This is a genomic window from Kribbella aluminosa, assembly GCF_017876295.1.
GTDB lineage: Bacteria > Actinomycetota > Actinomycetes > Propionibacteriales > Kribbellaceae > Kribbella > Kribbella aluminosa.
This window is the reverse complement of the sequence record NZ_JAGINT010000002.1, coordinates 1,087,666-1,112,772: the sequence shown is the minus strand read 5'-3', so window position 1 is coordinate 1,112,772 and position 25,107 is coordinate 1,087,666. Positions and strand designations below refer to the sequence as shown.

20 protein-coding genes are annotated in these 25,107 nt (G+C 70.1%); 8 read left to right on the top strand and 12 right to left on the bottom strand.

From position 1 onward, the window contains the following. Positions 1 to 84: 84 nt before the first annotated feature. Complete coding sequence (locus tag JOF29_RS26770; protein ID WP_307863708.1) at positions 85 to 1,290, top strand: DUF2786 domain-containing protein; 1,206 nt, start codon at positions 85 to 87, stop codon at positions 1,288 to 1,290. Then, positions 1,287 to 1,808 (top strand): dTDP-4-dehydrorhamnose 3,5-epimerase family protein, encoded by a 522-nt coding sequence (locus JOF29_RS26765; protein WP_209697193.1) that lies wholly within the window; start codon positions 1,287 to 1,289, stop codon positions 1,806 to 1,808. The genes JOF29_RS26770 and JOF29_RS26765 overlap by 4 nt, the downstream gene beginning before the upstream one ends. Here JOF29_RS26765 and JOF29_RS26760 read toward each other — a convergent pair. Further along, entirely contained in the window at positions 1,765 to 2,367 is a 603-nt protein-coding gene (locus JOF29_RS26760; protein ID WP_209697192.1) for a TetR/AcrR family transcriptional regulator, read from the bottom strand. The two genes, JOF29_RS26765 and JOF29_RS26760, sit on opposite strands and share 44 nt — an antisense overlap. Before the next feature lie 123 nt (positions 2,368 to 2,490). On the opposite strand from JOF29_RS26760, the gene JOF29_RS26755 reads away from it, so the two are divergent. Further along, entirely contained in the window at positions 2,491 to 3,957 is a 1,467-nt protein-coding gene (locus JOF29_RS26755; protein ID WP_209697191.1) for an MFS transporter, read from the top strand. An 86-nt stretch (positions 3,958 to 4,043) separates the two neighbouring features. On the opposite strand, the gene JOF29_RS26750 is transcribed toward JOF29_RS26755, so the two are convergent. The 3 genes from JOF29_RS26750 to JOF29_RS26740 are packed head-to-tail and all read right to left on the bottom strand — an operon-like array spanning position 4,044 to position 6,281. Next, positions 4,044 to 4,802: an SDR family NAD(P)-dependent oxidoreductase gene (locus tag JOF29_RS26750; RefSeq protein ID WP_209697190.1), complete on the bottom strand. Its 759-nt coding sequence runs from the start codon at positions 4,800 to 4,802 to the stop codon at positions 4,044 to 4,046. Then, on the bottom strand, positions 4,795 to 6,033 hold the full coding sequence (locus JOF29_RS26745; RefSeq protein ID WP_307863707.1) for an AMP-binding protein: 1,239 nt from the start codon (positions 6,031 to 6,033) through the stop codon (positions 4,795 to 4,797). The genes JOF29_RS26750 and JOF29_RS26745 overlap by 8 nt, the downstream gene beginning before the upstream one ends. Next, entirely contained in the window at positions 6,030 to 6,281 is a 252-nt protein-coding gene (locus tag JOF29_RS26740) for a phosphopantetheine-binding protein (protein ID WP_209697189.1), read from the bottom strand. The genes JOF29_RS26745 and JOF29_RS26740 overlap by 4 nt, the downstream gene beginning before the upstream one ends. A 139-nt stretch (positions 6,282 to 6,420) precedes the next feature. Here JOF29_RS26740 and JOF29_RS26735 point away from each other — a divergent pair, with 139 nt between their 5' ends. Next, positions 6,421 to 8,877, top strand: a complete 2,457-nt coding sequence (locus JOF29_RS26735; RefSeq protein WP_209697188.1) for a PT domain-containing protein — start codon at positions 6,421 to 6,423, stop codon at positions 8,875 to 8,877. A 4-nt stretch (positions 8,878 to 8,881) separates the two neighbouring features. On the opposite strand, the gene JOF29_RS26730 is transcribed toward JOF29_RS26735, so the two are convergent. Beyond that, positions 8,882 to 10,447 (bottom strand): glycoside hydrolase family 10-like protein, encoded by a 1,566-nt coding sequence (locus JOF29_RS26730; RefSeq protein WP_209697187.1) that lies wholly within the window; start codon positions 10,445 to 10,447, stop codon positions 8,882 to 8,884. An 83-nt stretch (positions 10,448 to 10,530) separates the two neighbouring features. Between JOF29_RS26730 and JOF29_RS26725 the strand changes: the two genes are divergently transcribed. Both JOF29_RS26725 and pseI read left to right on the top strand, forming a co-directional pair. Further along, a complete protein-coding gene (locus tag JOF29_RS26725; protein ID WP_209697186.1) occupies positions 10,531 to 11,037 on the top strand; it encodes a GNAT family N-acetyltransferase in 507 nt (168 codons plus the stop codon). Next, on the top strand, positions 11,034 to 12,083 hold the full coding sequence (gene pseI / locus JOF29_RS26720; RefSeq protein ID WP_209697185.1) for a pseudaminic acid synthase: 1,050 nt from the start codon (positions 11,034 to 11,036) through the stop codon (positions 12,081 to 12,083). The genes JOF29_RS26725 and pseI overlap by 4 nt, the downstream gene beginning before the upstream one ends. Here pseI and JOF29_RS26715 read toward each other — a convergent pair. Next, positions 12,080 to 12,409 carry a hypothetical protein gene (locus JOF29_RS26715; RefSeq protein WP_209697184.1) on the bottom strand — a complete coding sequence of 110 codons (330 nt, stop codon included), beginning with the start codon at positions 12,407 to 12,409 and terminating at the stop codon, positions 12,080 to 12,082. The genes pseI and JOF29_RS26715 overlap by 4 nt on opposite strands. Positions 12,410 to 12,571: 162 nt before the next feature. On the opposite strand from JOF29_RS26715, the gene JOF29_RS26710 reads away from it, so the two are divergent. Next, positions 12,572 to 13,978, top strand: coding sequence for a class I SAM-dependent methyltransferase (locus JOF29_RS26710; RefSeq protein ID WP_307863706.1), 1,407 nt, complete (start codon positions 12,572 to 12,574; stop codon positions 13,976 to 13,978). Between the two features lie 111 nt (positions 13,979 to 14,089). On the opposite strand, the gene JOF29_RS26705 is transcribed toward JOF29_RS26710, so the two are convergent. The 5 genes from JOF29_RS26705 to JOF29_RS26685 are packed head-to-tail and all read right to left on the bottom strand — an operon-like array spanning position 14,090 to position 21,792. Beyond that, on the bottom strand, positions 14,090 to 16,240 hold the full coding sequence (locus JOF29_RS26705; protein ID WP_209697182.1) for a glycosyltransferase family 2 protein: 2,151 nt from the start codon (positions 16,238 to 16,240) through the stop codon (positions 14,090 to 14,092). Next, complete coding sequence (locus JOF29_RS26700) at positions 16,237 to 17,907, bottom strand: hypothetical protein (RefSeq protein ID WP_209697181.1); 1,671 nt, start codon at positions 17,905 to 17,907, stop codon at positions 16,237 to 16,239. The genes JOF29_RS26705 and JOF29_RS26700 overlap by 4 nt, the downstream gene beginning before the upstream one ends. Next, complete coding sequence (locus JOF29_RS26695; protein ID WP_209697180.1) at positions 17,900 to 18,724, bottom strand: DNA replication complex GINS family protein; 825 nt, start codon at positions 18,722 to 18,724, stop codon at positions 17,900 to 17,902. Before JOF29_RS26695 ends, JOF29_RS26700 begins: the two co-directional genes overlap by 8 nt. Next, the gene (locus tag JOF29_RS26690; protein WP_209697179.1) at positions 18,724 to 21,006 is read right to left on the bottom strand and encodes a glycosyltransferase family 2 protein; all 2,283 of its coding nucleotides are present in this window, start codon (positions 21,004 to 21,006) and stop codon (positions 18,724 to 18,726) included. Before JOF29_RS26690 ends, JOF29_RS26695 begins: the two co-directional genes overlap by 1 nt. A 33-nt stretch (positions 21,007 to 21,039) precedes the next feature. Next, positions 21,040 to 21,792: a GNAT family N-acetyltransferase gene (locus JOF29_RS26685; protein ID WP_209697178.1), complete on the bottom strand. Its 753-nt coding sequence runs from the start codon at positions 21,790 to 21,792 to the stop codon at positions 21,040 to 21,042. Between the two features lie 70 nt (positions 21,793 to 21,862). Here JOF29_RS26685 and JOF29_RS26680 point away from each other — a divergent pair, with 70 nt between their 5' ends. Continuing rightward, positions 21,863 to 24,091: a hypothetical protein gene (locus JOF29_RS26680; RefSeq protein ID WP_209697177.1), complete on the top strand. Its 2,229-nt coding sequence runs from the start codon at positions 21,863 to 21,865 to the stop codon at positions 24,089 to 24,091. On the opposite strand, the gene JOF29_RS26675 is transcribed toward JOF29_RS26680, so the two are convergent. Then, a complete protein-coding gene (locus tag JOF29_RS26675) occupies positions 24,084 to 25,106 on the bottom strand; it encodes a PseG/SpsG family protein (RefSeq protein WP_307863705.1) in 1,023 nt (340 codons plus the stop codon). The genes JOF29_RS26680 and JOF29_RS26675 overlap by 8 nt on opposite strands. Position 25,107 lies beyond the last annotated feature (1 nt).

The following is a 25,107-nucleotide window of genomic DNA, read 5'->3' as shown; positions in this document are numbered from 1 at the left end:
TCAGGATTCAGACCCTGCGGGTTGTCCACAAGGGATCGGGATCCCGGTTGAGCGGGAAACACTCCCGGTGTCAGACTCGGCGGCGTGAGTGACGAGGAAGTGCTGCGGATGTTGCCGATCGCGGCAGCGAGTATCACCCAGCGTGACGATCTGGCGGATGCGCAGCTGGCGCGTCTCGGGGCGTACGACGAGCGCGACCGGGCGCAGGTGGATCGTTGCCTGCACGCGTTCCTCGCCAGTCTGGTCCGCGCGGCGTGGGAGCGCGGCTGGGCGCCTGCCGACGTCGTCCAGTACGGGCGTCGCGAGCTGGATGCCGAGATCGAGCCGCTGCTGCTCGCCGCGATCTCCGCGGAACACCAGTCGTACGGCGTCGACACGATCGACCCGCGCTGGCTCGACCAGCTCACCGACGTCGGCGTCGCCCAGCCCTTCGAGGCGTTGAGCCTCACGTCCTGGGCGGCCGATGCACGCGTCGGCCGGTACCTCGTTCTCCACCACGCGCTGTCCCTCGCCGGATTCCTGCAGACGCTGCCGATCATGGCCCGGCTGTTCCCGTTACCCGGTACGCCGGCCCACGCCGCACGCACCGGCGTACCGGCGAACGGGAAGATGCTCGCGCGGATCCGGGCGCTGCTCGCGAAGGCCGAGGCGACCGAGTTCCCGGACGAGGCGGAAGCGCTGTCCGGCAAGGCGCAGGAGCTGATGGCGAAGTTCTCCCTCGACAGTGCGCTGGTGGAGGCGGAGCAGGAGCTTCCGGACGACTCGGCGGCCCGCCGGCTGTGGGTGGACACGCCGTACGTGTCGGCGAAGGCACAGCTCGTCGGCGCGGTCGCGGCCGCGAACCGGTGCCGGACGGTCGTGATCGACTCGCTGGCCGTCGTCACCGTCGTGGGCGCCGAGCTGGATCTGCAGCACACCGAGATCCTCAGCACTTCCCTGCTGGTCCAGGCGAATCGCGCGATGCTTGCCGCGGGCAAGCAGGTTGGGCGCCGGGGTGAGCCGCGGACGCGGTCGTTTCGGCAGTCGTTCCTGATGGCGTACGCGATGCGGATCGGCGAGCGTCTGCAGGCGACCGCGTCCGCCGCGGAGGCCGCCGTACCGGAGACCGACGCGCAGCGGCTGCTGCCGGCGCTGAGCCAACGCGAGGAGCGGGTGGAGGCGTTGTTCACCAGGCTGTTCCCGAACACGACGACCCGGCGGACACGGATCACCAACGGCGCCGGCTGGGAGGCCGGACTGACCGCCGCGGATCAGGCCAAGCTCGACGCCCGCCGGCAGGTCCGCCGATGAGAGCGCACCGGACACCGATCGCGGGCGTGCTGCGGATCGAGCTGGACCTCACGCCGAACCCGGACGGCTGGTTCAAGGAGAACTTCCACCGCGAGAAGCTGGCCGAGCTCGGGATGAACGTCGTCCAGCACAACGTCGCGTACTTCGAAGAGCCCGGGATCGTCCGCGGGATCCACGCCGAGCCGTGGGACAAGTACCTGTCGCCGACGTCCGGCCGGGTGTTCGCCGCGATCGTCGAGCTGCGTCCCGGTGCTGCGTTCGGTCAGGTGGCGACGTTCGAGCTCGGGACGGCGGACGCGCTCTACGTGCCGCGCGGCGTGGGGAACTCGTTCTGCACGCTGGCGCCGCACACGACGTACAACTTCCTGGTGAACGAGCACTGGTCGCCGGAGCGGGTCGCGGTCGACCTGTTCGATCCGGAGCTCGCGATCGCCTGGCCGGACCTGCCGCTCAGGTACACCGAGCGGGACGCCGCTAACCCTTCGCTGGCTGAGCTGCGGGCGCTGCTGACGGCCTGATTCCGCACAACACGATGTCGAGCAGGCGATGCGCCTGCTCGGGCTGGGTGTCGCGGCCCATGTTGATACTGCCCACCAGCCGCAGGATGTCCATCAGCTCGAGCTCCGGCCGGACCTCACCGGCCGCCTTCGCCCGCTCCAGCAGGAGTTTTCCGGCTTCCTGCACATTCACCTTGCAGACCTGGAAGAACGGCGATTCCTTGCCGAGAGCAACCGTCAGCTCCTGCGACAAGGTGCCCTTGGACAGTCCGTAGCCGAGGAAACTGCGCAGCCACGTGGCCAGCGCGTCGAACGGCTCCAGTTGCTTGTCGAAGTCGTACGCCCGGTCCACCACGGACTGGATCTCGTCGACGTAGACGGCCTCGAGCAGGGCGGTCCGGTTCGGGAACCGGCGGTACAGCGTGCCGATCCCGACGCCGGCCCGGCGGGCGATCTCCTCCAGCGAGGTGTCGGTGCCGTGCTCGGCGAACGTCTCCCGGGCGGCCGTCACCAGGCGGTCGTAGTTCCGGGCCGCGTCCGCGCGGGTCGGCCGCGTACAGGGCAGTGGTTCCGTCGCCATCCAGCCTCCTCCCGAGGTACGGCCAAACATATCGCTTGCAAAGCGGAGGATGCCTCCGTATTGTATCCGGAGGAAGTCTCCGCTTTCTCTCACAACTGTAGCCCCTCTGGGGTAAGGAGCAATATGTCGGCAACAACCGCGGCGCCGGCCGGCGCCGGTTCCGGCGCGCCTGCCCGGCGTCCCGGGGTAGTTCTCGCAGTCATCCTGGTCACCCAGCTGATGGTGATCCTCGACGGCACCGTGGTGAACATCGCGATGCCGCACATCCAGCAGGCCCTGCACTTCACCCCGTCCAGCCTGTCCTGGGTGCAGAACGCCTACGCGCTCGCGTTCGGCGGTCTGCTGCTGCTCGGCGCGCGGGCCGGCGACCTGCTCGGCCGCCGCCGGGTGTTCGTCACCGGCGTCAGCATCTTCACGCTCGCCTCCCTCCTCGGCGGCCTCGCGCCGAGCGCCGAACTGCTGCTCGCCGCCCGGGTCCTGCAGGGCATCGGCGGCGCGATCGCGGCCCCGGCGGCGCTGACCCTGCTGATGCTCACGTACCGCGAAGGTCCCGAGCGGATGAAGGCGCTCGGCTACTACAGCCTGATCTCGTCCGGAGGCGGCAGCGTCGGCCTGGTCCTCGGAGGCATGCTGACCGACTGGGTGTCGTGGCGCTGGGGCCTGTTCATCAACGTCCCGATCGGGATCGCGCTGGTGATCGCTGCCCGCCGGGTGCTGACCGAGACCGAGCGGGAGACCGGCCGCTTCGACATCGCTGGTGCGCTGACGTCCACGCTCGGCATCACCTCGCTGGTCTTCGGGTTCATCCGGGTCGCCGAGAAGGGCTGGTCGTCGCCGGAGGTGCTGGTCGCGTTCGCGGCCGGCGTCGTACTGCTGGTCTCGTTCGTGCTGGTCGAGCGGCGGGTGAGTCACCCGATCGTTCCGCTGCGGCTGTTCCGCTCGCCGGTACGCTCGGCGTCGTACCTGACCATGCTGCTCGTGGTCGGGACGATGTTCGGGATGTTCTTCTTCCTCACGCAGTACCTGCAGGGTGTGCTCGCCCTGAACCCGCTGGCGGCCGGCCTGGCCTTCCTGCCGATGACCGGTCTGCTGTTCACCGCGTCGCGCGTCGTACCGAAGCTGGTCCAGCGGATCGACAGCGGGAAGCTGTTGCTGGCCGGATCGACGCTCGTCACGCTCGGCACGATCTGGCTGACGCGACTGGATGCGCACAGCAGCTACCTGCACGACGTGGTCGGTCCGCTGCTGCTGTTCGGCGCGGGCGCCGGCATGATCTTCATCCCGCTGGTCGGCCGCGCCATCGCGGGCGTCGCCCCGGAGGACTCGGGCGCGGCGTCGGGCATGCTGAACGTCGTCCAGCAGGTCGGCGGCGCACTCGGCCTCGGCATCCTGGTCACGATCTTCGGTACGGCGAGCCGCAACTCCACGTCGCGGATCCCGCGCGAGGTGCTGGTGGACGGCGTCCACGCGGCCTTCATCGGCTCGCTGGTCTACGCGGCGCTCAGCCTGACGATGATCGTGATCACCGTCCGCCCGTGGAACTGGTTCCGCACCGAGCCACAACCGGTCGAGGTGGCAGCCGCCGACTGACCGCCGGCCGGGGCCGGGCCCGCGCGGCGGGGGCCGTGAACAGGTTATTGCCTGTGCCGAGCCACCACAGGCTGTGCGCAGCCCGGCTAGATGGACGCCGCGCCGTCGACGACCAGGACCTGGCCGTTGAGGTTGGTGTTCTCCAGCAGGAGCATGCGGACCAGCGGGAGCACGTCCTCCGGCTCGGTCAGGCGGCCGGTCGGGGTGCGGCGGACGATCTGGTCGAGTTGGGTCTGGCCGAGGACCGCCGACATCTCGGAGGCGAAGAAGCCGGGGGCGACGGCGTTGGCGAGGATGCGGCCGCCCAGTTCGCGAGCGAGCGAACGGGTGGCCGCGTCCATTCCGCCCTTGGTGGCGGAGTACGCGACCAGCCCCGGGTAGCCGCGCTGGGCGCAGATCGAGGTGATGTTGACGATCCGGCCCTTCAGTCCCTTCGCGAGCATCCGGCGGAGGACGAAGCGGGTCAGCACCAGCGGCGACGTCAGGTTGGTCTGGATGATGTCGGCCAGGTGCTCGGCGGACGTGTGGACGTGCAACGAGTCCTGACCGATCGCGGCATTGTTGACCAGGGCATCGATCGGGCCGAGCGTTCCCTCGACAGCCTTGACGAACGCCTGCGCGGCCGCGCTGTCGTTCACGTCGACGGAGCCGTAGTACAGCCGGTCCGGGTACTGCTCGCCCAGCGCCGTCAGCTCGGGCGTGATCGTCCGGGCGAACGCGGCGACCTTCACACCCGCGGCGAGCAGGTCGGTGACGATCGCCAGGCCGAGGCCGCGGGACCCGCCCGAGACCAGCACGACCGAGGCCGGCGGGACTCCGGCGGCTTGAGGGGTGGCTTCAGACATCACTCTTCAGGGTTTCCTTCTGCGGGATCTCGTCGAGGAACCTGATCCGCCGCGGTACGCCGTAGTCCGGCAGCCGGCTCGAGCACCACTGGACCAGGTCGGTGTCGGTGATCGGGCCGAGCGAGTGGTTCGTGACCACCTCGGCCGCCACCATCCGGCCGACCAGCGGCGCCTTGCGCGCGAACACCCGCGCCCAGGAGACGCCCGGGTGGCCCATCAGCACGTTCCGCACCAGGCCGGCCGACACCTTGGAGCCGCCGACGTTGATCTCGTCGGTGTCCAGGCGGCCGGTGATCAGCACCCGGTCACCGTCGTACTCGACCCGGTCGCCGGTGTGCACGGCGCCGACCAGCCCGGCGCCGTGGTGCGGCGAGCGGATCACCAGCTCGGCGCCCTCGACGCTCAGCACCGGCCGCTCCGGGTCCGGGTCGCGGTCCAGCCAGGACCTCGGGAAGCCAGCCTTGCCGTCGTGCACCACGATCGACGCGCCGACCTCGGAGGACGCGTAGATCCAGGAGATCCGCGCCTTCGGGAAGATCTCCCGGAGCTGGTCGAGGATCGCCTGGTCGACGGGCTCGCCACCGAGCGTGATCTGCTCCAGCGGTACGGCGGCCAGCGCGTCGGCGTCGCGGTAGATCGCCTGCCGCCAGAAGGTCGGCGTACCGGAAGCGGCCGAGACGCCGTGCTGGGCGGCGATCGCGGGCCAGTTGTCCAGCTCGTGGGGCTCGATGACGACCAGGCCCTGGTCGGCCTGCGTGAGGGAGAGCGTGACGACCTGCCACCACGCGTAGGTCCCGGGCGAGTACGGCAGCAGCCAGGTCCGCGGGGGCTGGTCGGCGGTGACCGTGGTCAGCGACTCGAGCGTGTGGCCGATCCGCTTCGGGCGGCCGGTGGAGCCGGAGGTCAGCAGCCAGGCGCGGCCGGACTCCTCGACGCGCTTCAGGCTGGCCGGGGTGACTTCCCCATCGGGCAGGACGATCGCGAAACCGGACTCGCCCAGTTCCTCCCGCATCAGCTCGTCGACGCGGGACTCGGTGGCGACCAGCAGCTCGGTGCCGTGCACCGCGTGGTGCCGCAACGCCGCGAGCGCGTCGGCGCCGTTGTCGACCAGGACGGCCGCCGGCGACGGTAGCTGCGGCAGTTTGCGCAGCGTCCGCCAGGTCAGCCGCTTGCCGTCGACGACGACTGTGTTGTCGTCGCCGATCAGCGCGGTACTGCGCCGTGTGTTCACGCGGACTGGAGCTGCTCGATGAAGTCCAGTACGTCGCCGACCGTGGCGATCCGGCGTAGCTCGGGGGCATCGAAGTTCAGCTCGTCGCCGAGCTCGTCCTCCACCCGGAGGGCCAGCTCGGAGAAGTCCAGTGACCGGAACCCGATCTCCCGGAGATCCGCCGTGTCCTCGGCCGGCAACGTGCGCCCCTGGGCCGACAGCACCGCACCCATCAACTCCCTGACCCGACCCCGATCCACCGAACTCATAGTCCCGAAGCCTAGCCCCGGACCTCCCGCACTCACCAACGGTTCGCGCGGCGACCTCGTCACGCTCGCCGCCGCCCGGGCGAACGGCCGTGTCGTAGGTTGGTGAGTGCGGGCGGTCCGTCACCAATAGACTCGCCCGATGATCAGAGCGGCCGGACGGGGCAAGCTGACCGCGGCGATGGTGACGCTGCCCGTGCTGCCGATCGCGTGGTTCGTCGCGCTGCAGGAGCACCCGGTGTGGATGCCGGCGGCGTACCTCGGCTACCTGCTGATCGTGATCGTGATCCCGGGCACGATGTTCTGGCGGCGGTTGACCGGCGGTGCCGGGTGGCGGTCCGCGGACATCGTCCTCGGTACGGCGTTCGGGCTGGCCGCCGAGGCGCTGCTGTATCCGCTCGGCATGCTGTTCAAGCTGCCGTTCGCGGCGCTGCTGATGCCGGCGCTGGCGTTCGGGATGTGGCGGGCGTTGCCGCGGCACGAACTCCCGGAGCGGCCGACGCCGTGGTGGTCGACGGCCGGGGTGATGGTCGCGGTCGGTGTCGCCGCCGCCTGGTTCGTCCGGGTCGGCTCGCAGCTCGTCCCGCTGACCGGGCCGGACGCGTTGCGGCCGAGCTCGGACGCGCCGCACAACCTCGCGATGGCGGCCGAGCTGACCCACCACTTCCCGCCGCGGATCCCGTACGCCGACGGCGGCTGGCTGACGAGTCACTGGGCGGCGTACTCGCAGATCGCCTCCGCGCACTGGATCACCACCGCGCCGCTCGACGTACTGACGCACCGGATGGCGCCGTTCGCGTGGATGTTGCTGACCGTGCTCGGCGCGGCCGCCGTCGGGATGCTGCTGACCGGTCGCGCGGTCGCGGCGCCGATCGGTGCGGGGCTCGTGGTCGCCGGTGGTGACCTGGTGGCTTGGCCGTGGGCCGTGTCGGATCGGGTGTTCGCGGACGGGCCGTTCTCGCTGGGCGGGCTGACCAATCCGCCGCAGGCGTTCTCGACGGTGTTGCTGTTGCCGCTGATCGCGGTGACGGCGTTGCTCTTGCGCCGGCGGCCGGGGACGACGCGGGCGCAGTTGTTCCGGCTGTACGTCGCGGCCGGTGTGCTGGTCGCGGCGTTGGCGTTGACCAAGGCGACGACGCTGCCCGTATACGCGACCGGGCTGGCGGTCGCGTGGATCTACCTGACGATGCGCCGCGGCCGGTTGAACCTGCGCGCCCTCGTCCTGGGCGTGGGCGTCGCGGCGGCGTACGCGCTGACGTTCTTCTTCGTCCTGCACGGCGCGGCGTCGACCGTACGGTTCGATCCCGGGGCGACGTTCCAGAGCCTGGCGGACCGGATGGGCGGCGGGACCGCGGTGACCGTGATCGCGGTGGTCGTCATCGTCGGGTGGGTGATGCCGCTGGCCGGTGCGCTGCTGATCAAGCGGGGCGACGCGATGGTGGTGTTCCTGCTGGCCGGGTTCGTGGCCGCGGTGCTCGGCGCGACCCTGCTCGCAGATCGTGGGGACACCCAACTGTTCTTCGTGCGGACCGGGTTCGTGCTCGGCGTCCTGCTCGCAACCTGGGGTCTCGGGTCGCTGGAGCGACGGCAGTACTGGATCGCCGGCGTCGCGGTCGCGATCGGTGTCGCGGCGATCTTCTGGGGCCGGCACCAGTCGCAGCGCTCGTGCACCTCGGCGAACTGTTTCGGGCAGACGCTCGCGGTCGCGCTGGTGATCGCGGTGCTCGGGATCGGCGTGTTCGGGCTGGTGCTGCGCGGTTCCCGGCGGACCTGGGCGGTGATCGCGGTCGCGGTGCTGGTCGGGACCACGGCGTCCCCGACGGTCGCGTCCGTACGGCGGTTCGCGAACCCGCCGCTGACGGCGTACGAGTCGATCGCACCGGGCGGGATCGAGGCGGCCCGCTTCATCCGCCGCAACTCCGGGTCCGACGACCGGATCGCCACCAACGTGCACTGCCACCAGGCGCGCGCGTCGCACTGCGGGCTCGGGTCGTACTGGATCGCCGGGTACGCCGAGCGCCGGGTGCTGGTGGAGGGCTGGTCGTACCAGGCGCGGGTCGACGACAGCTACCCGGCCGGCGTCCAGGGGCCGTACTGGGACCAGGATCTGCTCGGGCTGAACGACGAGGTGTTCAGCAACCCGACCCGGCAGACGATCGAGACGCTGCGGACGAAGTACGACGTCCAGTGGCTGCTGCTCGACGAGCGGGTCGGCGCGCCGCCGAAGAACCTCGACAAGCTCACGGAGCTGCGGTTCCAGCTGGGGACGGTCCGGGTGTACCAGATCTACCCGCCACCACCGGCGAACCCGTACCCGTCGAAGTCCCCGACCCAAAGCCCCACCCAGGACCCGACCGCAGGCCCGACGCAAGGCCCGACTGCAGGCCCGACGCAGGGCCAGGCCGGCAACCCCTCGACGCCGTTCCCGTCCTCGTCGACCAGCGGGTCGCCCGGGTTCCCGACACCGAGCGTCCCGACCGGCACCCAGCCGACCGAGCCGTTCCCAACCGGCACCTTCCCGACCGACCTGCCGTCGTCTCCTACCTATCCGACCGGCTCGGTCCCGACGACGACCACGCCGGTACTCCCGAGCCCGTAAGCGGTCAGCGGATCGAGACGGCGGGGATCGGCACGCTCTGGTTCGACAAGCGGTCCAGCGCGGTCACCGAGTACATGTACGCCGTACCCGGAGTCGCCGTGCTGTCGACGTACGACTGAGCAGCACCCGTCGAGCGCACCGTCGCGATCAGGTTGCGGGCGTCGTTGTCGGGGCAGTGGTCGCCGCCCTTCAGTTCCCGCCGGTAGATCGCGTACGACGTGGTGTCGGCCGACGTGCGCGACCACTTCACCTGCACGCCGTCCGCAGAACGGGAGGCATGGACTGCGTGGGCCGGGAGCGGCGGGCGCGAGTCGAGCGCGGGCATCGCCGGGATCAGGGCGGGCCGCGAGTACCAGTTCGCGTTGACGAGCGAGGTCGCGCCGAGCCGGTCCGCGCGGACGTCCTTCGCGGAGAAGTAGATGTTCCCCTTCACCTCGGGGATCGCGCTGTCGAACGCCAGGTGGTCACTCAGCTCGGTCGGCACCGACCAGCCCGGCGACTGCGTCGACGTACCGACCTTGTACGTCGCCTCGCCGATGTAGAGGTGTACGTGCGTACCGCGGACCTGCTCCGCCCACCACGGGACGATCTTGTCGTAGTCGGCCGGGGTGAACCCGCGCGCCCAGTAGACCTGCGGCACGATGTAGTCGATCCACTCCTCGCGGACCCACTTGCGGGTGTCGGCGGCGAGGTCGTCGTACGTCTGCACGCCGGCGGTGGTGTCGGTGCCCTCCGGGTCGGTCGCCTTGTTCCGCCAGACCGCGAACGGCGAGATACCGAACTTGATCCACGGCTTGATCGCGTGCATCTTCTGGCTCAGCTCGTGGATCAGCAGGTCGATGTTGTGCCGCCGCCAGTCCTGCAGGTTCGTGTAGCCGTCGTTGTACTGCGCGAACGTCGCGGCGTCGTCGAACGTCTGGCCGGCCACCGGGTACGGGTAGAAGTAGTCGTCGAAGTGGACGCCGTCGATGTCGTAGTTCGCGACCGCGTCCATGATCGCGTCCTCGACCAGCTTGCGCGCCGCCGGGATGCCGGGGTTGTAGTACAGCTTGCCGCCGTACGTCACCACCCAGTCCGGATGCAGCCGCGCCGGGTGCGTCGGGACGAGCGCGTTGAGGTCCGTGCCCATCGAGAGCCGGTACGGGTTGAACCAGGCGTGCAGCTCCAGGTTCCGCTTGTGTGCCTCGGCGACCGCGAACTTCAGCGGGTCGTAGCCGGGGTCGCCGCCCTGATGCCCGGTCAGGTACTGCGACCAGGGCTCCACCTTCGACGGCCAGAACGCGTCCGCGGTCGGGCGGACCTGCAGGACGACCGCGTTGTGGTGCTGCCGGACCGCATCGTCCAGCCAGCCGATCAGCTCGGCCTGCTGCTGCGCGGCGCTCAGCCCGGTTTTCGACGGCCAGTCGATGTTCACCACCGACGAGACCCAGCTCGCCCGGAACTGCCGGAGCGGGGTGGACGTGCTCGGCGCACACGTCTGCTGATCCGCGGCTGACGCTGTGCCGGTCAGCCCACTCAGCAACAGCCCCGCCGTCACGCCCAGAACACCCATGGTTCGCCAGACTCTCATGTCACTCTCCGACACTCGCTCAAGGTGAAGTCGAAAGATGTTTACACACCAGCCCTGTTTAGAGAAGACGCTAGGTTAGGACCATGCTGCGGACTGCGACCGACGACGATGTCGACACGATCCGCCGATTGCGGAACCAGCAGGCGAACCGGGACGTGAGCATCACCGCGCACGAGATCACCGCCGGCGAGCACGCCGCCTGGTGGGCGAAGACGTCGGTCGACCCCTCGCGGCGGGTACTGATCTACACGCGGGACGGCTCGACCGCAGGAGTGGTGAACTTCTTCGACCTCGACGGTACGTCGGGCGGGTGGGGGTTCTTCCTGGACGCCGACGGGCTGGCCGAGCGCGGCGAGACGCTGCCGGCCTGGATCGAGATCATGCGGGAGGCCACGGCGTACGCGTTCGACGAGCTCGGTCTCGACGTACTCACCGGTGAGGTGCTGGAACACAACGCGGTGGTCCGGCAGATGAACCGGCGCTTCCGGTTCACCGAGGGTACGCCGGAGACTCGGTACGCCGACGGACGCGAGCTCACCGTGATACCGATCAGCCTGCGCAACGAGGACCGTCGAAGGGGGAAAGCGTGAAGAACATCGAGATCGGCGACGTAACGGTCGGGCCGGATCAGCAGCCGTTCGTCATCGCGGAGATGTCCGGGAACCACAACGGCGACCTGGAGCGCGCGAAGGACATCGTCCGGGCGGTCGCTGAGACCGGCGCGCAGGCGCTGAAGCTGCAGACGTACACCGCGGACACGATGACGCTCGACCTCGACCTGCCGGCCTTCCGGCTGCCGGCCGAGCACGAGCTGTGGAGCGACGCGCGGCTCTACGACCTGTACGAGGAAGCGCACACGCCGTGGGCGTGGCACGAGCCGATCTTCGAGCTGGCGGCCGAGCTCGGGATGATCGCGTTCTCGTCCGCCTTCGACCGGACCGCGATCGACTTCCTGGAGAAGCTCGGCGTGCCGGCGTACAAGGTCGCGTCGAACGAGATCGGTGACCTGCCGCTGGTCCGCGGGATGGCGGAGACCGGCAAGCCGATCATCATCTCCACCGGTTCCGCGACCCTGACCGACATCGACGCCGCGGTCCGCGCCGCTCGCTCGACGGGCAACGAGCAGATCATCGTCCTGTCCTGTACGGCGAGCTACCCGGCGCCGCCCGAGCAGTCGAACCTCCGCGGCATCCCGGTCCTCCGCGACGCCCTCGACGTACAGGTCGGCCTGTCCGACCACACGATGGGCATCGGCGCCGCCGTCGCGGCCGTCGCCCTGGGCGCGACCGTCATCGAAAAGCACGTCACACTGAAGCGCACCGACGGCGGAGTCGACTCGGCCTTCTCCCTGGAGCCCTGGGAACTCGAGATGCTCGTCGAAAGCACCCGAGTAGCCCAGCTGTCCCTGGGCAAACCGGTGATCGGCCCCAAACAAGCCGAAGAAAACGTCCTCCGCTTCCGCCGCTCCCTCTACGTCACCCAGGACGTCCACCCCGGCGACCTCATCACCCCCGAAAACGTCCGCTCCATCCGCCCCGCCGGCGGGCTGGCCCCCGACCTCTACCCCCAAGTGGCCGGCCGCCCCTTCCGCACCGCCGCCCCCGCCGGCACCCCCCTCACCTGGGACCTCCTCTAGCCCTTCAGCTCAGCGGTCAACCGATCGCGGGTCGCCCGGCACTCCGCGGGTACCACGGTCCACCCGTCCAGTGGATCGGAGCGCAGCGTCCAGCTGCCACCGACCGGATAGACGTAGACCGCGGACTCGAACCGGTACCGCCCGATGGTCACGGGGAGCGCCGCCTGCAGCTGGTTGACGTCGTACCGGAAGGTGGTGGGACGCACGCTCGTCGCGGTGGTCTGCGGCGTGCTCGGCGATGGCTCGGTGGCGTGCCTCGTGGCTGCGCAGGCGGTCAGCAGCACGACGGCGGCGACTGTCGCCGTACGACGCAGAAGGTGGTGCATCCCGAGGCCCCTCCTCCTGGGATCATGTGATGTCGATGGATGGTAGCCGAGGAAGGGACGGGGATGACCGAGTACTTGCTGTTTCCTGGGCGGCATCATGTGTTGACTCGGTTTCAGGGGGAGTTTTTGCGGGGGTTTGCCGGGCGGACGGTGGTGTGGGCGGTGACTTCGGCCAATCATCAGACCACCAAGCGGAATCCGGTGGCGTTCGATCGGCGGGAGGCGGCGATCGAGCGGTTCAGCGTGGCGGAAGGAGTCCGGTCGTTGGTGGTGGGGGTGGTGGACACGCCGCCGACGGACGAGTTCGCCGAGGTGACGGTGAAGGCGATCGAGGCGGGGACCGACGATCTTGTCCGGTTGTCGCCGGAGAACACGGTGGTGGCGTGTTCGACGCCTGAGGTGAGCAAGCTGTACGAGCAGCTCGGGTACCAGGTGATCGGTGTCGAGCCGGAGGGTACGGCGCGGCCGTGGGACGTGCTGCTGATGATTGCTGATGGCAACGACGCGTGGAAGCAGCTCGCGCATCCGGCGACCGTGGACGTGTTCGAGCGGTACGCCCTGGACGCGCACGTCGCGCGCTGCGTGAACGACCCGGTGGTCGGCGACGACGGCGGGCTCACCACGACCCGCGACTACAAGACGTACGCCGACGCGTTCGAGACCGCCGCCGACCGGAAGTGGCAGCAGATCAAGGACTTCGTACGGCCCGGGCGGATCCTCGACATCGGCTGCGCGACCGGTGCCACGCTGCAGCTCGTCGACCGCGACCCGCGGTTCCACGAGTCCGACCTGATCGGCGTCGAGGTCGCCCGGCACCTGTACGCGGAATGCGTGCACAAGAAGGAGCAGGGCCTCTTCAGCAACCCGAACGTGTACTTCTACCAGCGCAACATGCTCGGGTCTGCTAGCCAGAAAGAAGGATGGAGCCCACCGCGGTCGATCGACACCACGCTGACGCTCGCGCTCACCCACGAGATCTGGTCGTACGCCGACGGGTCGCGGCCCGCCACGGTGCAGCGGTTCGCCGACGCGCTGTTCGCGCACACGGCCCCGCACGGTGTCTGGATCAACTCCGACGTCTGCGGCCCCGACGAGCCGGACCGTCCCGTCGTACTGCGGCTGGACGACAGCGACGGCGCCAACCCGGACGACGTCGCCGAGCTCGAGGCCCTCGACGACCCCGCGGCGTACGTCGGGAAACTGTCGACGCGGGCGCGGTTCTTCCAGTTCGCCCACGACTTCCGGCGGAACGCGAAGGTCCCGTACTCCTATGTCGTGAGCGGCGACGGCATCCAGCTCCGGCTCGCGGACGCGATGGACTTCCTGACCCGCAAGGACTACGTCGACAACTGGCTGAGCGAGACCCACGAACAGTTCTGCGGCCTGAACTTCGCCGGCTGGACCGCGGTCGCCGAACGGGCCGGCTTCACCATCGACCCGTCCTCACACGCCTGGCGCAACGACTGGGTGATCACCAACCGCATCGCCCCGGTCGCCTCCATCACCACCCCCAACGGCACCCCCGTCGACTGGCCGACCACCCACCAGTTGCTGATCGCCCGCCGCTAACAGCCGAGCCCGCGAAGCTTGCCCCTCGACTTGGAGGGTTGCCTATTCAAATTCTCAGTAGGCAACCCTCCAGTTGAGGGGGTGCCCCCTGAACTGGAGGGTTGTGTCGAGCTAGCTCACTTCCAGGTGGAGGGTTCCGGCGAGGGGGCGTACGGCGAGCGTGCGCTCGCCGCGGGTGGCGGTCAGGGGGAGCTTGCTGGAGAGGAACGGCTCGCACTGGACGGCATGCGGCGTGCCGTCGGGGGCCGTTGCGAAGAGGATCCACTCGGCCGGTTCCAGCGACTCCATGTCCACGACCGCGGCCCAGCCGTCGTCGGAGACGGTACGGCGGCACTCGACGTCCACGTGGTCGTCGGAGTCCGGCAGGTACCGCCGCCAGCTGAACGACACGTCGCCCCAGTCCGGACCGCGCACCACCAGCTTGTTGCCCGCGGCAACCGCAGCGGTCGCGGTCATCCGGATCGGCGACTCGTGCAGGTTCACGTATCCGCCGGTCGAGCGGGTCAGCATCACGACCCTGCCGCGTTCCGCGTGCGACACCAGCCGATCGCCGGCCGTCCACAGCAGCACCTGCTCGCGACCGCCCGGCTCGCGCATCCGGAACGCCCGCGTCGTCCGCTGGCTGAACGGATCGTCCGGGTTGATCTCCTCGAGCATCGGGCGGATCGGCAGCCACGCGGTGAAGTCCCGCCCGTGCAGCTCCAGCGGCACCTGCTCCTCACCACCCGAGAGCGGCCGGCTCACGTACAACGACGGCTCGTCGTACGCCGACCTTCCGCGCAGGACCAGCGCGTCCGGGGTCTGCTCGACGGTCGTCAGCCGGCACGGATCGGACAACCGCCGTACGGCGAACGCGCCGTCCTTCCCCGGGCCCGGCTGGATCCAGCTCGTGTCGTCGATCCATGCGCCGGGCGGCCAGCCCGGGCTGCCGGCCTTCTGCCCGCGGAGCCTGTCCCGCCGCCAGATCCCGCCGGTACGCAGCCGGACGTTGAAGTGCGACGGGCCGGCGGCCGGGCATTTCGCCAGCAGTTTCCGGCTCACCCGAACCTCGAACCCGACGAGGTTCTGCTCGCCACGTAGGTCCTCCGCGAGGAACCGCCGTACCGGAAGCCGATGGTTGCGCCCGGCAATCATCAGGCCGATCCGGAGGCTGGACGGCTTGGCCTGCAGGTGCCGCAGCTCGGCCGTGCCGCGGATCGACAGCTCGCCGTCGATCCAGGACACCGAACGCACGCTGGTCGCGAGCGCGAAGTCGGTCTTGGTCCGCGGCAGCGCTTCCTGGGCCGCGTCGGGATCGAGAGCGATCGCGTGCAGGAGTTCGAGATCGCCGGCGCGCAGGGCGTCGAACTGGAGCTGGGCGAGACGCGGCGAGTTCACCAGCACGGCCTCGTCGAGCCGGTCCAGCAGCTCGGTGGTGAGCTCGACCAGGCGCTGCTCCTCCTCGGCAGGCACGGTGCCGAACGCCGAGAGGATCGCGTGCAGGTCGATCTGCCGGAAGTGCGCGTGGACCCGCTGCCGGATCACCGGCAGGGCGTCCTCGACCTGGTCCAGTACCAGCCCGGCCGAGACGACCCGGTCGCGGATGTTCGCCAGCTGGAACTTCTGCTGGGTGATCGAGTCGCCGGACTCCCGCTCGCGCCAGAAGTACACCGGCGCCGCGATCGTGTCGACGGTGACGGCGTCCAGGTGCGCCTTCAGCGTGACCGGGTAGTCCTCGTACCGGATCGCTGGGAAGCGGTAGTCGTACTCGTCCCAGAAGGACCGCCGGTACACCTTGTTCCACACCATCCGGTCCAGCACCAGCTGCGGGGTCTCGGAGATGTGCGTGGCGAGCCGGTCGGCGGTGAACACCTGCGCGTGCAGCCAGGACGGCCGTACGCCGTAGCTGTTGTTGAACCGGCGCGCGTTGCCGGCGGCGAAGTCCGACCCGGTCTGGTCGAGCGCCTTGACCAGCAGTCCGAACCCGTGCCGCGTGACCAGGTCGTCGCTGTCGACGAACGTGACGTACTCCCCGGTCGCGTGCTCGACGCCGGTGTTGCGCGCCGGCCCGAGGCCCGCGTTCGGCTGCTCGACGATCCGGAACCGCGGGTCCCGCCCGCAGAACTCCTTCGCCACCACCGCGCTGTCGTCCGGTGAACCGTCGTCGACGAGGATCGCCTCGAAATCCGCGAACGTCTGCCGCGCGATCGAGTCGAGACAGTCCCCGAGGTAAGCCCCCACGTTGTAGAACGGCACTACCACGCTGAGGCGTGGCCGAGTCATCGCTTCCTGATCCGGCGGCCGATCTTGCGGGCGACGACCTTCGGTTTCCGGACCTGGGCGGCGTGGAAGATCACCCGGGAGACGGCGTACGTCCGGGAGCCGCGGATCCGCTCGTGGGCGACGGTCAGCTTCTGGAGCTGCCCGCGGAGCTCGCGGATGCGGTTCTCGCGGGTCTTCATCGCCTTGTTCCGGAAGCCGAGGGTGCGCTCGAGCCCGTAGACGTGACCCTTCAGCTCGAACAGCTCGTGCTTGGCCGCCTCGGCCTCGGCAAGAGCTGTCCGTACGTCGACCGTGCCGGCGCGAGTCCCCAGCACGTCGTCGAGGGCGGCGGCAATCTCCTTGCCCCGGGCAACCTGTTCGCTGGTTGCGGGCGCGCTGTCCGGCGAAGTCGCCGGCACCTGCTCCGGCGCTTCCACCCCGGACATCCCCAGCCACGCGGACACCAGGTCGTCGCCGACCATCCACGGCGGCCACGGGTGGCGCCGCTGCTGCCCAACCAGCCGCTCGTGGAACCGCACCCAAGCGGCCGCCAGCAGATCGTCCTTCTCCACGACCTCCGGCGCCACCCACCCGGAGACTCCGTGGGAGAAGGATTCGCCGTCGTACACCACGTCGTCCCACCGCAGCACGACCCTCGACTCACTCACCCAGTCCCCGAGGTCAGCCGCAAGCTTCCGGAACCCAGGCACATCCTCAGCACAAGCCAGCCGGAACAGCACACTCTCAACGGACACACCCGAGGAGATGGTGCTGGGCACAACGGCGGGGTCGAACGCGAGGGACCCGTCGGCTGGCGCACCCTGCGCGGGAGTTGTGGTTGTGTCCCAGCCAGTGAGGGTTTGGTTGGCGGTGAGGACTGTGGTGGCGGTTTCGGTGTAGATGTCCTGGGTGGTGTGGGGGCTGACGACGGCCAGCCAGCCTGTGGGGACTGAGGCGAGGAGGCCGGCTCGGGCTGCGGTGTCGAGGCCTTCGTGGGCGGGGGACAGCAGGGGTACGGCGGGTTGTTCGAGGGCGGCGACTGCGAGCCGGGTCGGGAGTTCGCCGGAGCGGGCGTTGGCTGCCACGTCGGCTCGGACGTACGTGCGCGACGCGAAGTCGGCGTACACCTCGGCCGGCCACGGGAGCGCCGTACGGAGCTGGTCGACGGAGACCGGGCGGGTCGGGTCGTCGTGCAGCGGGCGCCACTCGTCGTCGCCGTGGCGTTCGGCGGCGGGGCGGCTGTCCAGCATGTTCAGCAGCGAGAACTCGTTCTCCAGCCCGAGTACGGCGACCGCGTCCGGCGCGGCCAGCGCGGCGACCGCCGCCAGCCGCTCGCTCCACGACAGGTCAACGCTGTCGTACCCGAGCACCCGGTCGAGACCGTCCGACGCGATGATCACGTCGTACGGCGGCGTCTGCAGCCCGTCCAGAGCGCCCGCGATCACCTGCAGGCACGGCCCGAAGTCCTCGCCCAGCTGCTGCGCGTCCGCCACCGACCGCACCAGGATCGTCACGTCCGCCGAGTGCGCGAGCACCGACTCGATCAGCTGCGGCGCGTGCGGCCCGAGGATCAGCGTCCGCCGGTTGGCGGGTACGGCGTCGGTCAGCAGCGCGGCCAGCGCCGGCCGCGGCGTCGTGCGATCGGTCCACGGCTGCATCTCCCCACGGACGACCTGGACTTCAGACACGCTCTCTCCAATCGAACAGCGACCGCAGTTCCGCGGGCGGCATCATCCAGGGCTTGCCGAGTTCCAGGTCGGTGGTCGCGCGGGCGGCTTCCAGGTCGACGGTCTTGCCGAGCATCTCCGGCCACAGCCGCTCGATCCGGCGCTGCCCGCCGAACAGCGGGTTCTCGCCGTCCATCTCCATCGGGTCGCCGTACACCGCGGGCTCGCAGCCGGCCGCGACGCCGTAGAAGATCGCCGTCGACAACCGGTTCGCGGCGACCCGCTGGTGTTTGCGGAGCTCGGCCAGCTGCTTGAAGAGGAACCGCCGCTCGGTCCCCTCGTACGAGAACCCGCGGCGCCCGAACGACACCACCCGGAACCCGGCGTCCTCGTAGAATCCGCGCACCTCGGGCCGGTCGTACTCCGTGTAGTACAGGCTGAACGTCACCGGACCGGGCTCGGTCTCGCGGATCTCGTCGATCAGCCTCTGGTGGTCGCCGTGGATCTTGCCGCCCTCCCACCCGTGGAAGAGGAACCACAGCGTGCCTTCGCGCTCGACCGGTTCCTCGGGCTCCGGCTCGAGCTCGGTCAGGTACAGGAACGGCGCACCGATGCTGTGGTAGTTCCGCCGCCCGAGCGAGTGCCCGCGGCGCTTCGGCGCATCGCTCCAGGTGAACCGCCACGCACCGTCGTAGAACTCGTGCACCGGGTTCCACCCGCAGCCGATGTTCCAGCCGTGCTGCAGGTACCCCCGGAGCCGCGGCGGGTGGTCGAAGTCGAACCCGGCGTACCGGGACAGGATGTGCGTCTGACCGTAGTAGTGGTTGTGGTGATGCATCAGCGCACCTCGACGTGCAGAGTGCCGGCATGGGGTCGGACGGCGAGCGCGTGCGACCCGTTCGCCCCGTGCGTGATTGCCAATGGCAACCGGCTGCACAGGAACGGCTCGCACTGGACGGCATGCGCCGTACCGTCGGCGGAGGTTGCGAACAGGATCCAGTCGGCCAGTGCGGCCAGCGGATCGACCGAGACCTGTACGGCGGTCACCGGGACGAGCGCGCCGACGTCGACGGCCACCGACCACCCGCCGTCATCGCGAGCCGTACGACGGCACACGACGTCCAGGTGGTCGTCGGAGTCGGTCAGGTATCGCCGCCAGCTGAACGTGGCCTCACCGCCGGCACCGCACACCACCAGCTCGTTGCCCTCGACAACGGCCGAGACGGCGGTCGTCCGGATCGGGGACTCGTGCAGGTTCACGTACCCACCGGTCGACCGGGTCAGCGTGACCACGCGATCGTCCGCGACCCCGGTCAGCGCCGTGTCGCCCGCGGTCCACAACAGCACGCGCTGCTGCTCCTCGGGCCCGCGGACCCGGAACACCCGAGTCGTCCGGCGGCCGAACGGGTCGTCGTGGTTCGCCGCGTCGACGATGTCGCGGATCGGCAGCCGGGCGGTGAAGTCCCGCCCGTCGACCTCCAGCGGCACCTCCTCCTCGCCGCCGACGACCGGCCGGCTGAGGTACAGCTCCGGCTCGTCGAACGACGCCCGCCCGTGCAGCACCAGTTCGTCGCCGACCTGCTCGGCCGCGGTCAGCCGGCACGGATCGGTCAACCGCCGCAGCGAGAACCAGCCGGACTTCCCCGGGCCGGGCTGGATCCAGTTCGTGTCGTCGATCCAGGCACCGGGCGGCCAGCCCGGGCTCCCCGGTCCCTGACCGCCGAGCATGCCCTTCCGCACCCGCCGCCCGGACCGCATCCGCACGTCGAAGTGTGCCGGGGCGCCGGTACATTCGCCGAGCACCTCCTGGTCGAGCAGCACCTCGAACCCGACCAGCGTCTTCGTCCCGTGCAGGTCCAGCGCGGCGTACCGGCGTACCGGCAAGGGGTACGACGTTTCGCCGACGGCCAGCGCGATCTCGAGGGTCGACGTACGGTCCGTCTCCAGGTGGCGGATCTCCGCGGTGCCCTTGATCGACAGCGTGCCGTCCACCCAGGCGACCTCGCGGACGCTTGTCGCCAGCGACAGGTCCTGGTCGCGCACGCCGTACAGGCGACGCGGCACGACGGACTCACCGAGGCCCGGATAGTTGTAGTCGAGCCGCCGCCCGCGCGACACGGCACGCGCCCCGCCGCGCAGACCGCCCGAGTTGCGGAAGTCCGCGAGCCGGCGGAGCAGGTCGACGTCGCCGGAGCGGAGCGCGGCGTGCTGGATCCGGTCGTACCGGTGGGTCTTCGCGAGCACGTCCTCGTCCAGCCGGTCGAGCAGCGCGCGGGACAGGTCGACCAGCACCTGCTCGTCGCCGGCCGGAACCGACCCGAACGCGGACATCAGCGTCAGTACGTCGATCTGCGCCAGGTGGGCGTGCACCCGCCGGCGGACCACAGGTACGGCGTTCTCCACCAGGTCGAGGACCATGCCGGCAGAGGTCACCCGGTCCCGGATGTTGCCGAGCTGGAACTTCTGCTGGGTGATCGACTCGCCGGACTCGCGCTCACGCCAGTAGTAGACGGCCTGCGTGATCGTGTCCACGGTGACCGCGTCCAGGTGCGCCTTGAGCGCGACCGGGTAGTCCTCGTACCGGATCGGCGGGAACGTGTAGCCGTTCTCGGTCCAGAACGAGCGGCGGTACACCTTGTTCCAGAGCATCCGGTCCAGGACCAGGTCGGGGAACTCGGTGACGTGCGTGGCGTGCCGCACCCGGGCGAACGGCTGCTTGTGCAACCACGACGGCCGGACGCCGAAGCTGTTGTTGAACCGGCGCGCGTTACCGCCGGCGAAGTCCGAGCCGGTGCTGTCCAGGGTGCGGACCAGGGCGGCGAACCCGTACCGGGAGACCAGGTCGTCGCCGTCGACGAACGCCAGGTACTCACCCGTGGCCTCCCGGATGCCCGCGTCCCGGGCCGGGCCGGGACCGGCGTTGTCCTGCTGGATCAGCCGGAACCGCTCGTCCCGGGCGCAGAACTCCTTCGCGATCACGGCACTGTCGTCCGGCGATCCGTCGTCGACCAGAATCGCCTCGAAGTCGCTCCAGGCCTGCCGGGCGATCGACTCCAGGCAGTCTCCGAGGTACTCGCCGACCCCGTAGAAGGGCACCACCACGCTCAACCGCGGCGTCACTCCGGTGTGCCCTCCCTCGCCGTAGTCAATCGTCTACGTAGCGGCAACGAGGTGGACTGTCATCAGGTTATGCACAGGTTCGAAGCCGTAGCGGGACCAGATCCGCTGGATGCCGGTCTGGTGGGCCTGGGCGGTGACGACCAGGCGCCGCGTCTTGCACGCGTCCTCGACGGCAGCGAGCAGGTGACCGTACCGGCCGCGGCCCTGCTCGGCGGGGACCACGCCGGCGAGCTGGATCTCGGTCCACGAGCTCTGCTGGTCGAGCGCCGCCAGCGCGAGCACGCGCCGGTCCGGACCCCGCAGTACGACGGCACCGGCGTCGGCGATCCGTCGCCGGGCCCACTCCTGGCGGCCGGCCAGCGCCTTGGCGCGGTCGAACACCGGGTCGGAGCAGTAGTGGTTGCCGGAGTCGCCGAAGACGTCCGCGACCAGGTCGTCCACCTGGTCGTCGTCGACATCGGCCTCGAGCTGGGTACTGAAGCCGGCCAGCGGCGCCGGGCGCCGGCCCTTGCCGACGGGGAGCGCCCAGCAGGTGACCGTGTCGGCGAACAGCGCCTGCCGGGGACCACTGGCCAGTGCCGCGAACCAGGCGGTCTCGCGAGCCGGGTACCGCAACACGATCACGTCGGCGGTCGACTTCTCGACCGCGGTCAGCAGTTCCGCGAGCGGCGTACCGGCCGACGCGGACACCGACATCCGGTCGATCGAGACCCCGAACCGCTTCGCTGCGTCCACGGACGGCCGCACCGTCAGCTCACCGGCCTCGAGTGCCTCGTACCAACTCATAGGCCGTAAAGCCTACACGGAGTGACACGTTGCGTTCGTGGCGCGATCGAATTCACATTAGTGTTACGACATGCGCGCGAAAGCGAGGCGGCGGGGGCCGCGGACTGCGGGGCCTTCTCTTTCCGGTCTGGTCGCCGGCCTTGCCGTCGGCGTGCTGGCGATCGTGCTGCTCGCGCTGCACTCGACGGTCTTCGAGCTGGCCCGGTTCGTCCTGTTCACGCTGGTCGCGGTGACGCTGCCCGGGTTCGCGCTCTGGCGGCTGATCGGCGGCTACCGGCGGAACCTGGTCGAGGACCTGTCCGCCGGCTTCGCGGTCGGTACGGCGGGGCAGGTGCTGGTGTACCTCGCCAGCGCGTCGATCGGGCTGCAGGCGTGGTCGTGGGTGTGGGCGCCGGTCGTACTGGTGGTCGCGTTCGTGGACCGCGACGCCCGGGCGCGGGTCTGGCGCCGGGTCGAGCAACCGCTGCGCCCCCTGCAGGCGTGGCTGCTCGCGGCGTCCACCGCGATCGTGCTGCTGATCGTGTACCGGCGCGGCCCGGGGCAGTTCCTCCCGGCGTACACCGATCCGCTGCGCGCGTACCCGGACCTCGCCTTCCAGCAGGCGCTGGCCGCGAGCGCGAAGTACGACGTACCGATCTCGACGCTGTGGCTCGCCGGCGAGCCGATGAAGTACCACACGTTCTTCCACCAGGCGACGGCCGCGACGCAGTGGGGGACGCGGATCGACCTGACCGATCTGATCCACTCGCTGAGCTGGCTGCCGCTGTTCCTGGCCGGGTGCGGGCTGGTGTTCGCGCTCGCCACCCGGCTCACCCCGACCTCGGAGTCCGGTGCCACCTGGGCCGGGCCGCTCGCGGTGTTCGTCGCCGGGCTCGGCGGGGCGGTGCAGCCGTTGGCCACTGCCGGGTTGGGCGGGATCTCGACGGCGGTGGCGGCGTACCTGAGTCCGACGCAGAATCTCGGCGTACTGATCGCGCTGGCGATCTGCGTCGTGGCGGTGGACCTGCTGCGTGCCGACGGCAGGCCGCGTGCGCGGTGGGTGCTGCTGATCCTGCTCGCGCTGGTCGCGGCCGGGGCGAAGTCGACGATCCTGCCGGTGGTCGGCGTGGGGTTCGCGTTCACGTTCCTGCAGTTGGGGCTGATGCGGCGGCCGACCCGGCCGGCGTTCGTCGGCGGGCTGGTGTCGCTGGCGGTGTTCGTGGCGGCGCTCGTCACGATCTTCGGCGGCAGCAGCTGGGGTACGCAGGTCAAGCCGTTCGAGACGTTTGTCCAGCTGGCGCCGTTCTCGATGCTGGCCTCGAACCCGCATGCCCAGTTGTTGTCGGGGGCAACGACTCTGCTGAGTTGGGCGCTGGCGGCGTCCGGGCTGTTCTTCCTGGGACGGAAATGGCGGGATGCGGGCGCGGTGTTCCTGGTCGGGGTCGCGGTCGCCGGGTTGCTCGGCACGTTGCTGACGACCCAGTCGGGTGTCAGTCAGTTGTACTTCCTACGGACCGCGTTCCCGATGATCGCCGTACTCGCGGCCGCCGGGCTCGCGAACCTGGTCGGACGGCTCGGCGACCGGAAGGCCGTCGTACTGGTGGGATCCGCCGGGCTGCTCGCGCTGATCGGGTTCGCGGTCGCGCGCTCGGAGTCCGCGGACCTGCGCGGCATCAAGGGGCCCTGGTTGTGGACGATCGCGGTGGTGGCCGCCGTCGCGGTACTGGTGGCGGTGGGCTGGAAGCTGGCGCGGCGGCCGGGGAACTTCTTCGTGGCGCTGCTCGGCGGCGCGGTCGCGGCGTGCATGATCGGCGCCGCGCTGGTGCCGCTGCAGGCATTCGTCTCCGACTCGGCGTCGAATCTGGTGTTCGCGCACCCGTTCCGTGGCGGCGCGACGGCGGCGGAGGCCGGTGCCGCGCAGTGGCTGCAGCGGAACAGCAAGCCCGGCGAGCTGATCGCGACCAACGCACACTGCATCATCGAGCGCGACGGCCTGTGCGACAGCCGGCACTTCTGGCTGGCCGCGCTGTCCGAACGCCCGGTCCTCGTCGAAGGCTGGTCGTACTCCAACCAGGCGAACCGGATCGCGCTCGCCAACGACGTCAACCCAAGCCTGATCCCGTACTGGAACCGCGAACAGCTCGCCGCCAACGACATCGTGTTCAAAGCGCCCTCCCCCACGACGATCGAACGCCTGCGCAAGGCGGGAGTGCGCTGGCTGTACGCCGACAACCGCGCCGGTACGGTCGCGCCCACGCTGCGCAACTACGCCCAGCTGCGGCACGCCACGCTGGACGCCACGATCTACGAACTCAGATGAGCTGGAGCAGCGCGTCGGCCACTCGTTCGCGGCCGCGGCCGTCGACGAGGTCCCAGCCGGCGCGGGCCAGCCGTCCGCGTTCGGCCGGATCGGTCAGCAATCGCTTGAGCGTCTGATCCGCCGAGGTCGGATCGGCCTGCAGCGCGCTCAGCAACCCGAGACCGACGGCCGCGCGCGTGTCGACGGCACGCTCGTACCCCATCACCTGGTTGTCGACCACGCACACCAGGCCGGCCGTCGCGCCGAGACACAGCAGCTCCCACGTCGACGTACCGGAGGCGCTGATCGTCAGATCGGCCGCACGGACGCGGGCCGCCAGCTGATCCGTCGGGCCGATGACGTCCAGCCGCTGATGCGGCTGCAGTTCCACGGCGGCAGTCCGCGCGGCGAGGTCCGGCCCCGGCGCGACCACGGTGGCCTCGAACGGCAGGCCGGTCGCGGCCAGCGCGCGGGCGACGTACGGACCGGCGCCGAAGGCATCCGTGCCGCCGAAGAACGCGAACACCTTCGGTACGGCGTGCTGCCGGTCGGCGGGTGCGGTCGCCGGGCGGTGCGCGAGGATCTCGTCGCGGATCATCACGTAGGGCAGACCGGCCAGCCGTCGGGTGGTCGGTGGGAGCGTCGGGTGGTCGAGCTCGGCCGCGAGGTTCTGGTCGACCAGCACATCCGCTTCGGCGCCGCGGAAGTCGCCGTCGACGATCGCGAGCGTAGGCAGGCCGTTCGCCCGGACCGCCGAGTAGACGGCCGCGTCCAGGTCGTAGGAGTCGAACACCACCGCGTCCAGCCCGAGCCTCCGGAACAGCTCGACATGCCCGGCCGGGTCCTCGACCGCGGGCCGTACGTCGATCCCGCGGGCGGCGATCTGCGCGGCGGCCCACGGCACGGTGGGCGCATCGCAGACGAACACCACCTCCGCCCCGCGCCGCTGAACCTCCTCGGCAAGCGCCAGGCACCGCATCACGTGCCCGATCCCCCGGGCCGGCCCCACATCACATCGCACCCCGACGCGCTTCACG

Excerpts from the sequence above, each read along its gene's own strand:
- JOF29_RS26765 (WP_209697193.1), top strand. The coding sequence starts at position 1,287 with ATGAGAGCGCACCGGACACCGATCGCGGGCGTGCTGCGGATCGAGCTG.
- JOF29_RS26760 (WP_209697192.1), bottom strand. The coding sequence starts at position 2,367 with ATGGCGACGGAACCACTGCCCTGTACGCGGCCGACCCGCGCGGACGCG.
- JOF29_RS26755 (WP_209697191.1), top strand. The coding sequence starts at position 2,491 with ATGTCGGCAACAACCGCGGCGCCGGCCGGCGCCGGTTCCGGCGCGCCT.
- JOF29_RS26750 (WP_209697190.1), bottom strand. The coding sequence starts at position 4,802 with ATGTCTGAAGCCACCCCTCAAGCCGCCGGAGTCCCGCCGGCCTCGGTC.
- JOF29_RS26740 (WP_209697189.1), bottom strand. The coding sequence starts at position 6,281 with ATGAGTTCGGTGGATCGGGGTCGGGTCAGGGAGTTGATGGGTGCGGTG.
- JOF29_RS26735 (WP_209697188.1), top strand. The coding sequence starts at position 6,421 with ATGATCAGAGCGGCCGGACGGGGCAAGCTGACCGCGGCGATGGTGACG.
- JOF29_RS26730 (WP_209697187.1), bottom strand. The coding sequence starts at position 10,447 with ATGAGAGTCTGGCGAACCATGGGTGTTCTGGGCGTGACGGCGGGGCTG.
- JOF29_RS26725 (WP_209697186.1), top strand. The coding sequence starts at position 10,531 with ATGCTGCGGACTGCGACCGACGACGATGTCGACACGATCCGCCGATTG.
- JOF29_RS26715 (WP_209697184.1), bottom strand. The coding sequence starts at position 12,409 with ATGCACCACCTTCTGCGTCGTACGGCGACAGTCGCCGCCGTCGTGCTG.
- JOF29_RS26705 (WP_209697182.1), bottom strand. The coding sequence starts at position 16,240 with ATGACTCGGCCACGCCTCAGCGTGGTAGTGCCGTTCTACAACGTGGGG.
- JOF29_RS26695 (WP_209697180.1), bottom strand. The coding sequence starts at position 18,724 with ATGCATCACCACAACCACTACTACGGTCAGACGCACATCCTGTCCCGG.
- JOF29_RS26685 (WP_209697178.1), bottom strand. The coding sequence starts at position 21,792 with ATGAGTTGGTACGAGGCACTCGAGGCCGGTGAGCTGACGGTGCGGCCG.
- JOF29_RS26680 (WP_209697177.1), top strand. The coding sequence starts at position 21,863 with ATGCGCGCGAAAGCGAGGCGGCGGGGGCCGCGGACTGCGGGGCCTTCT.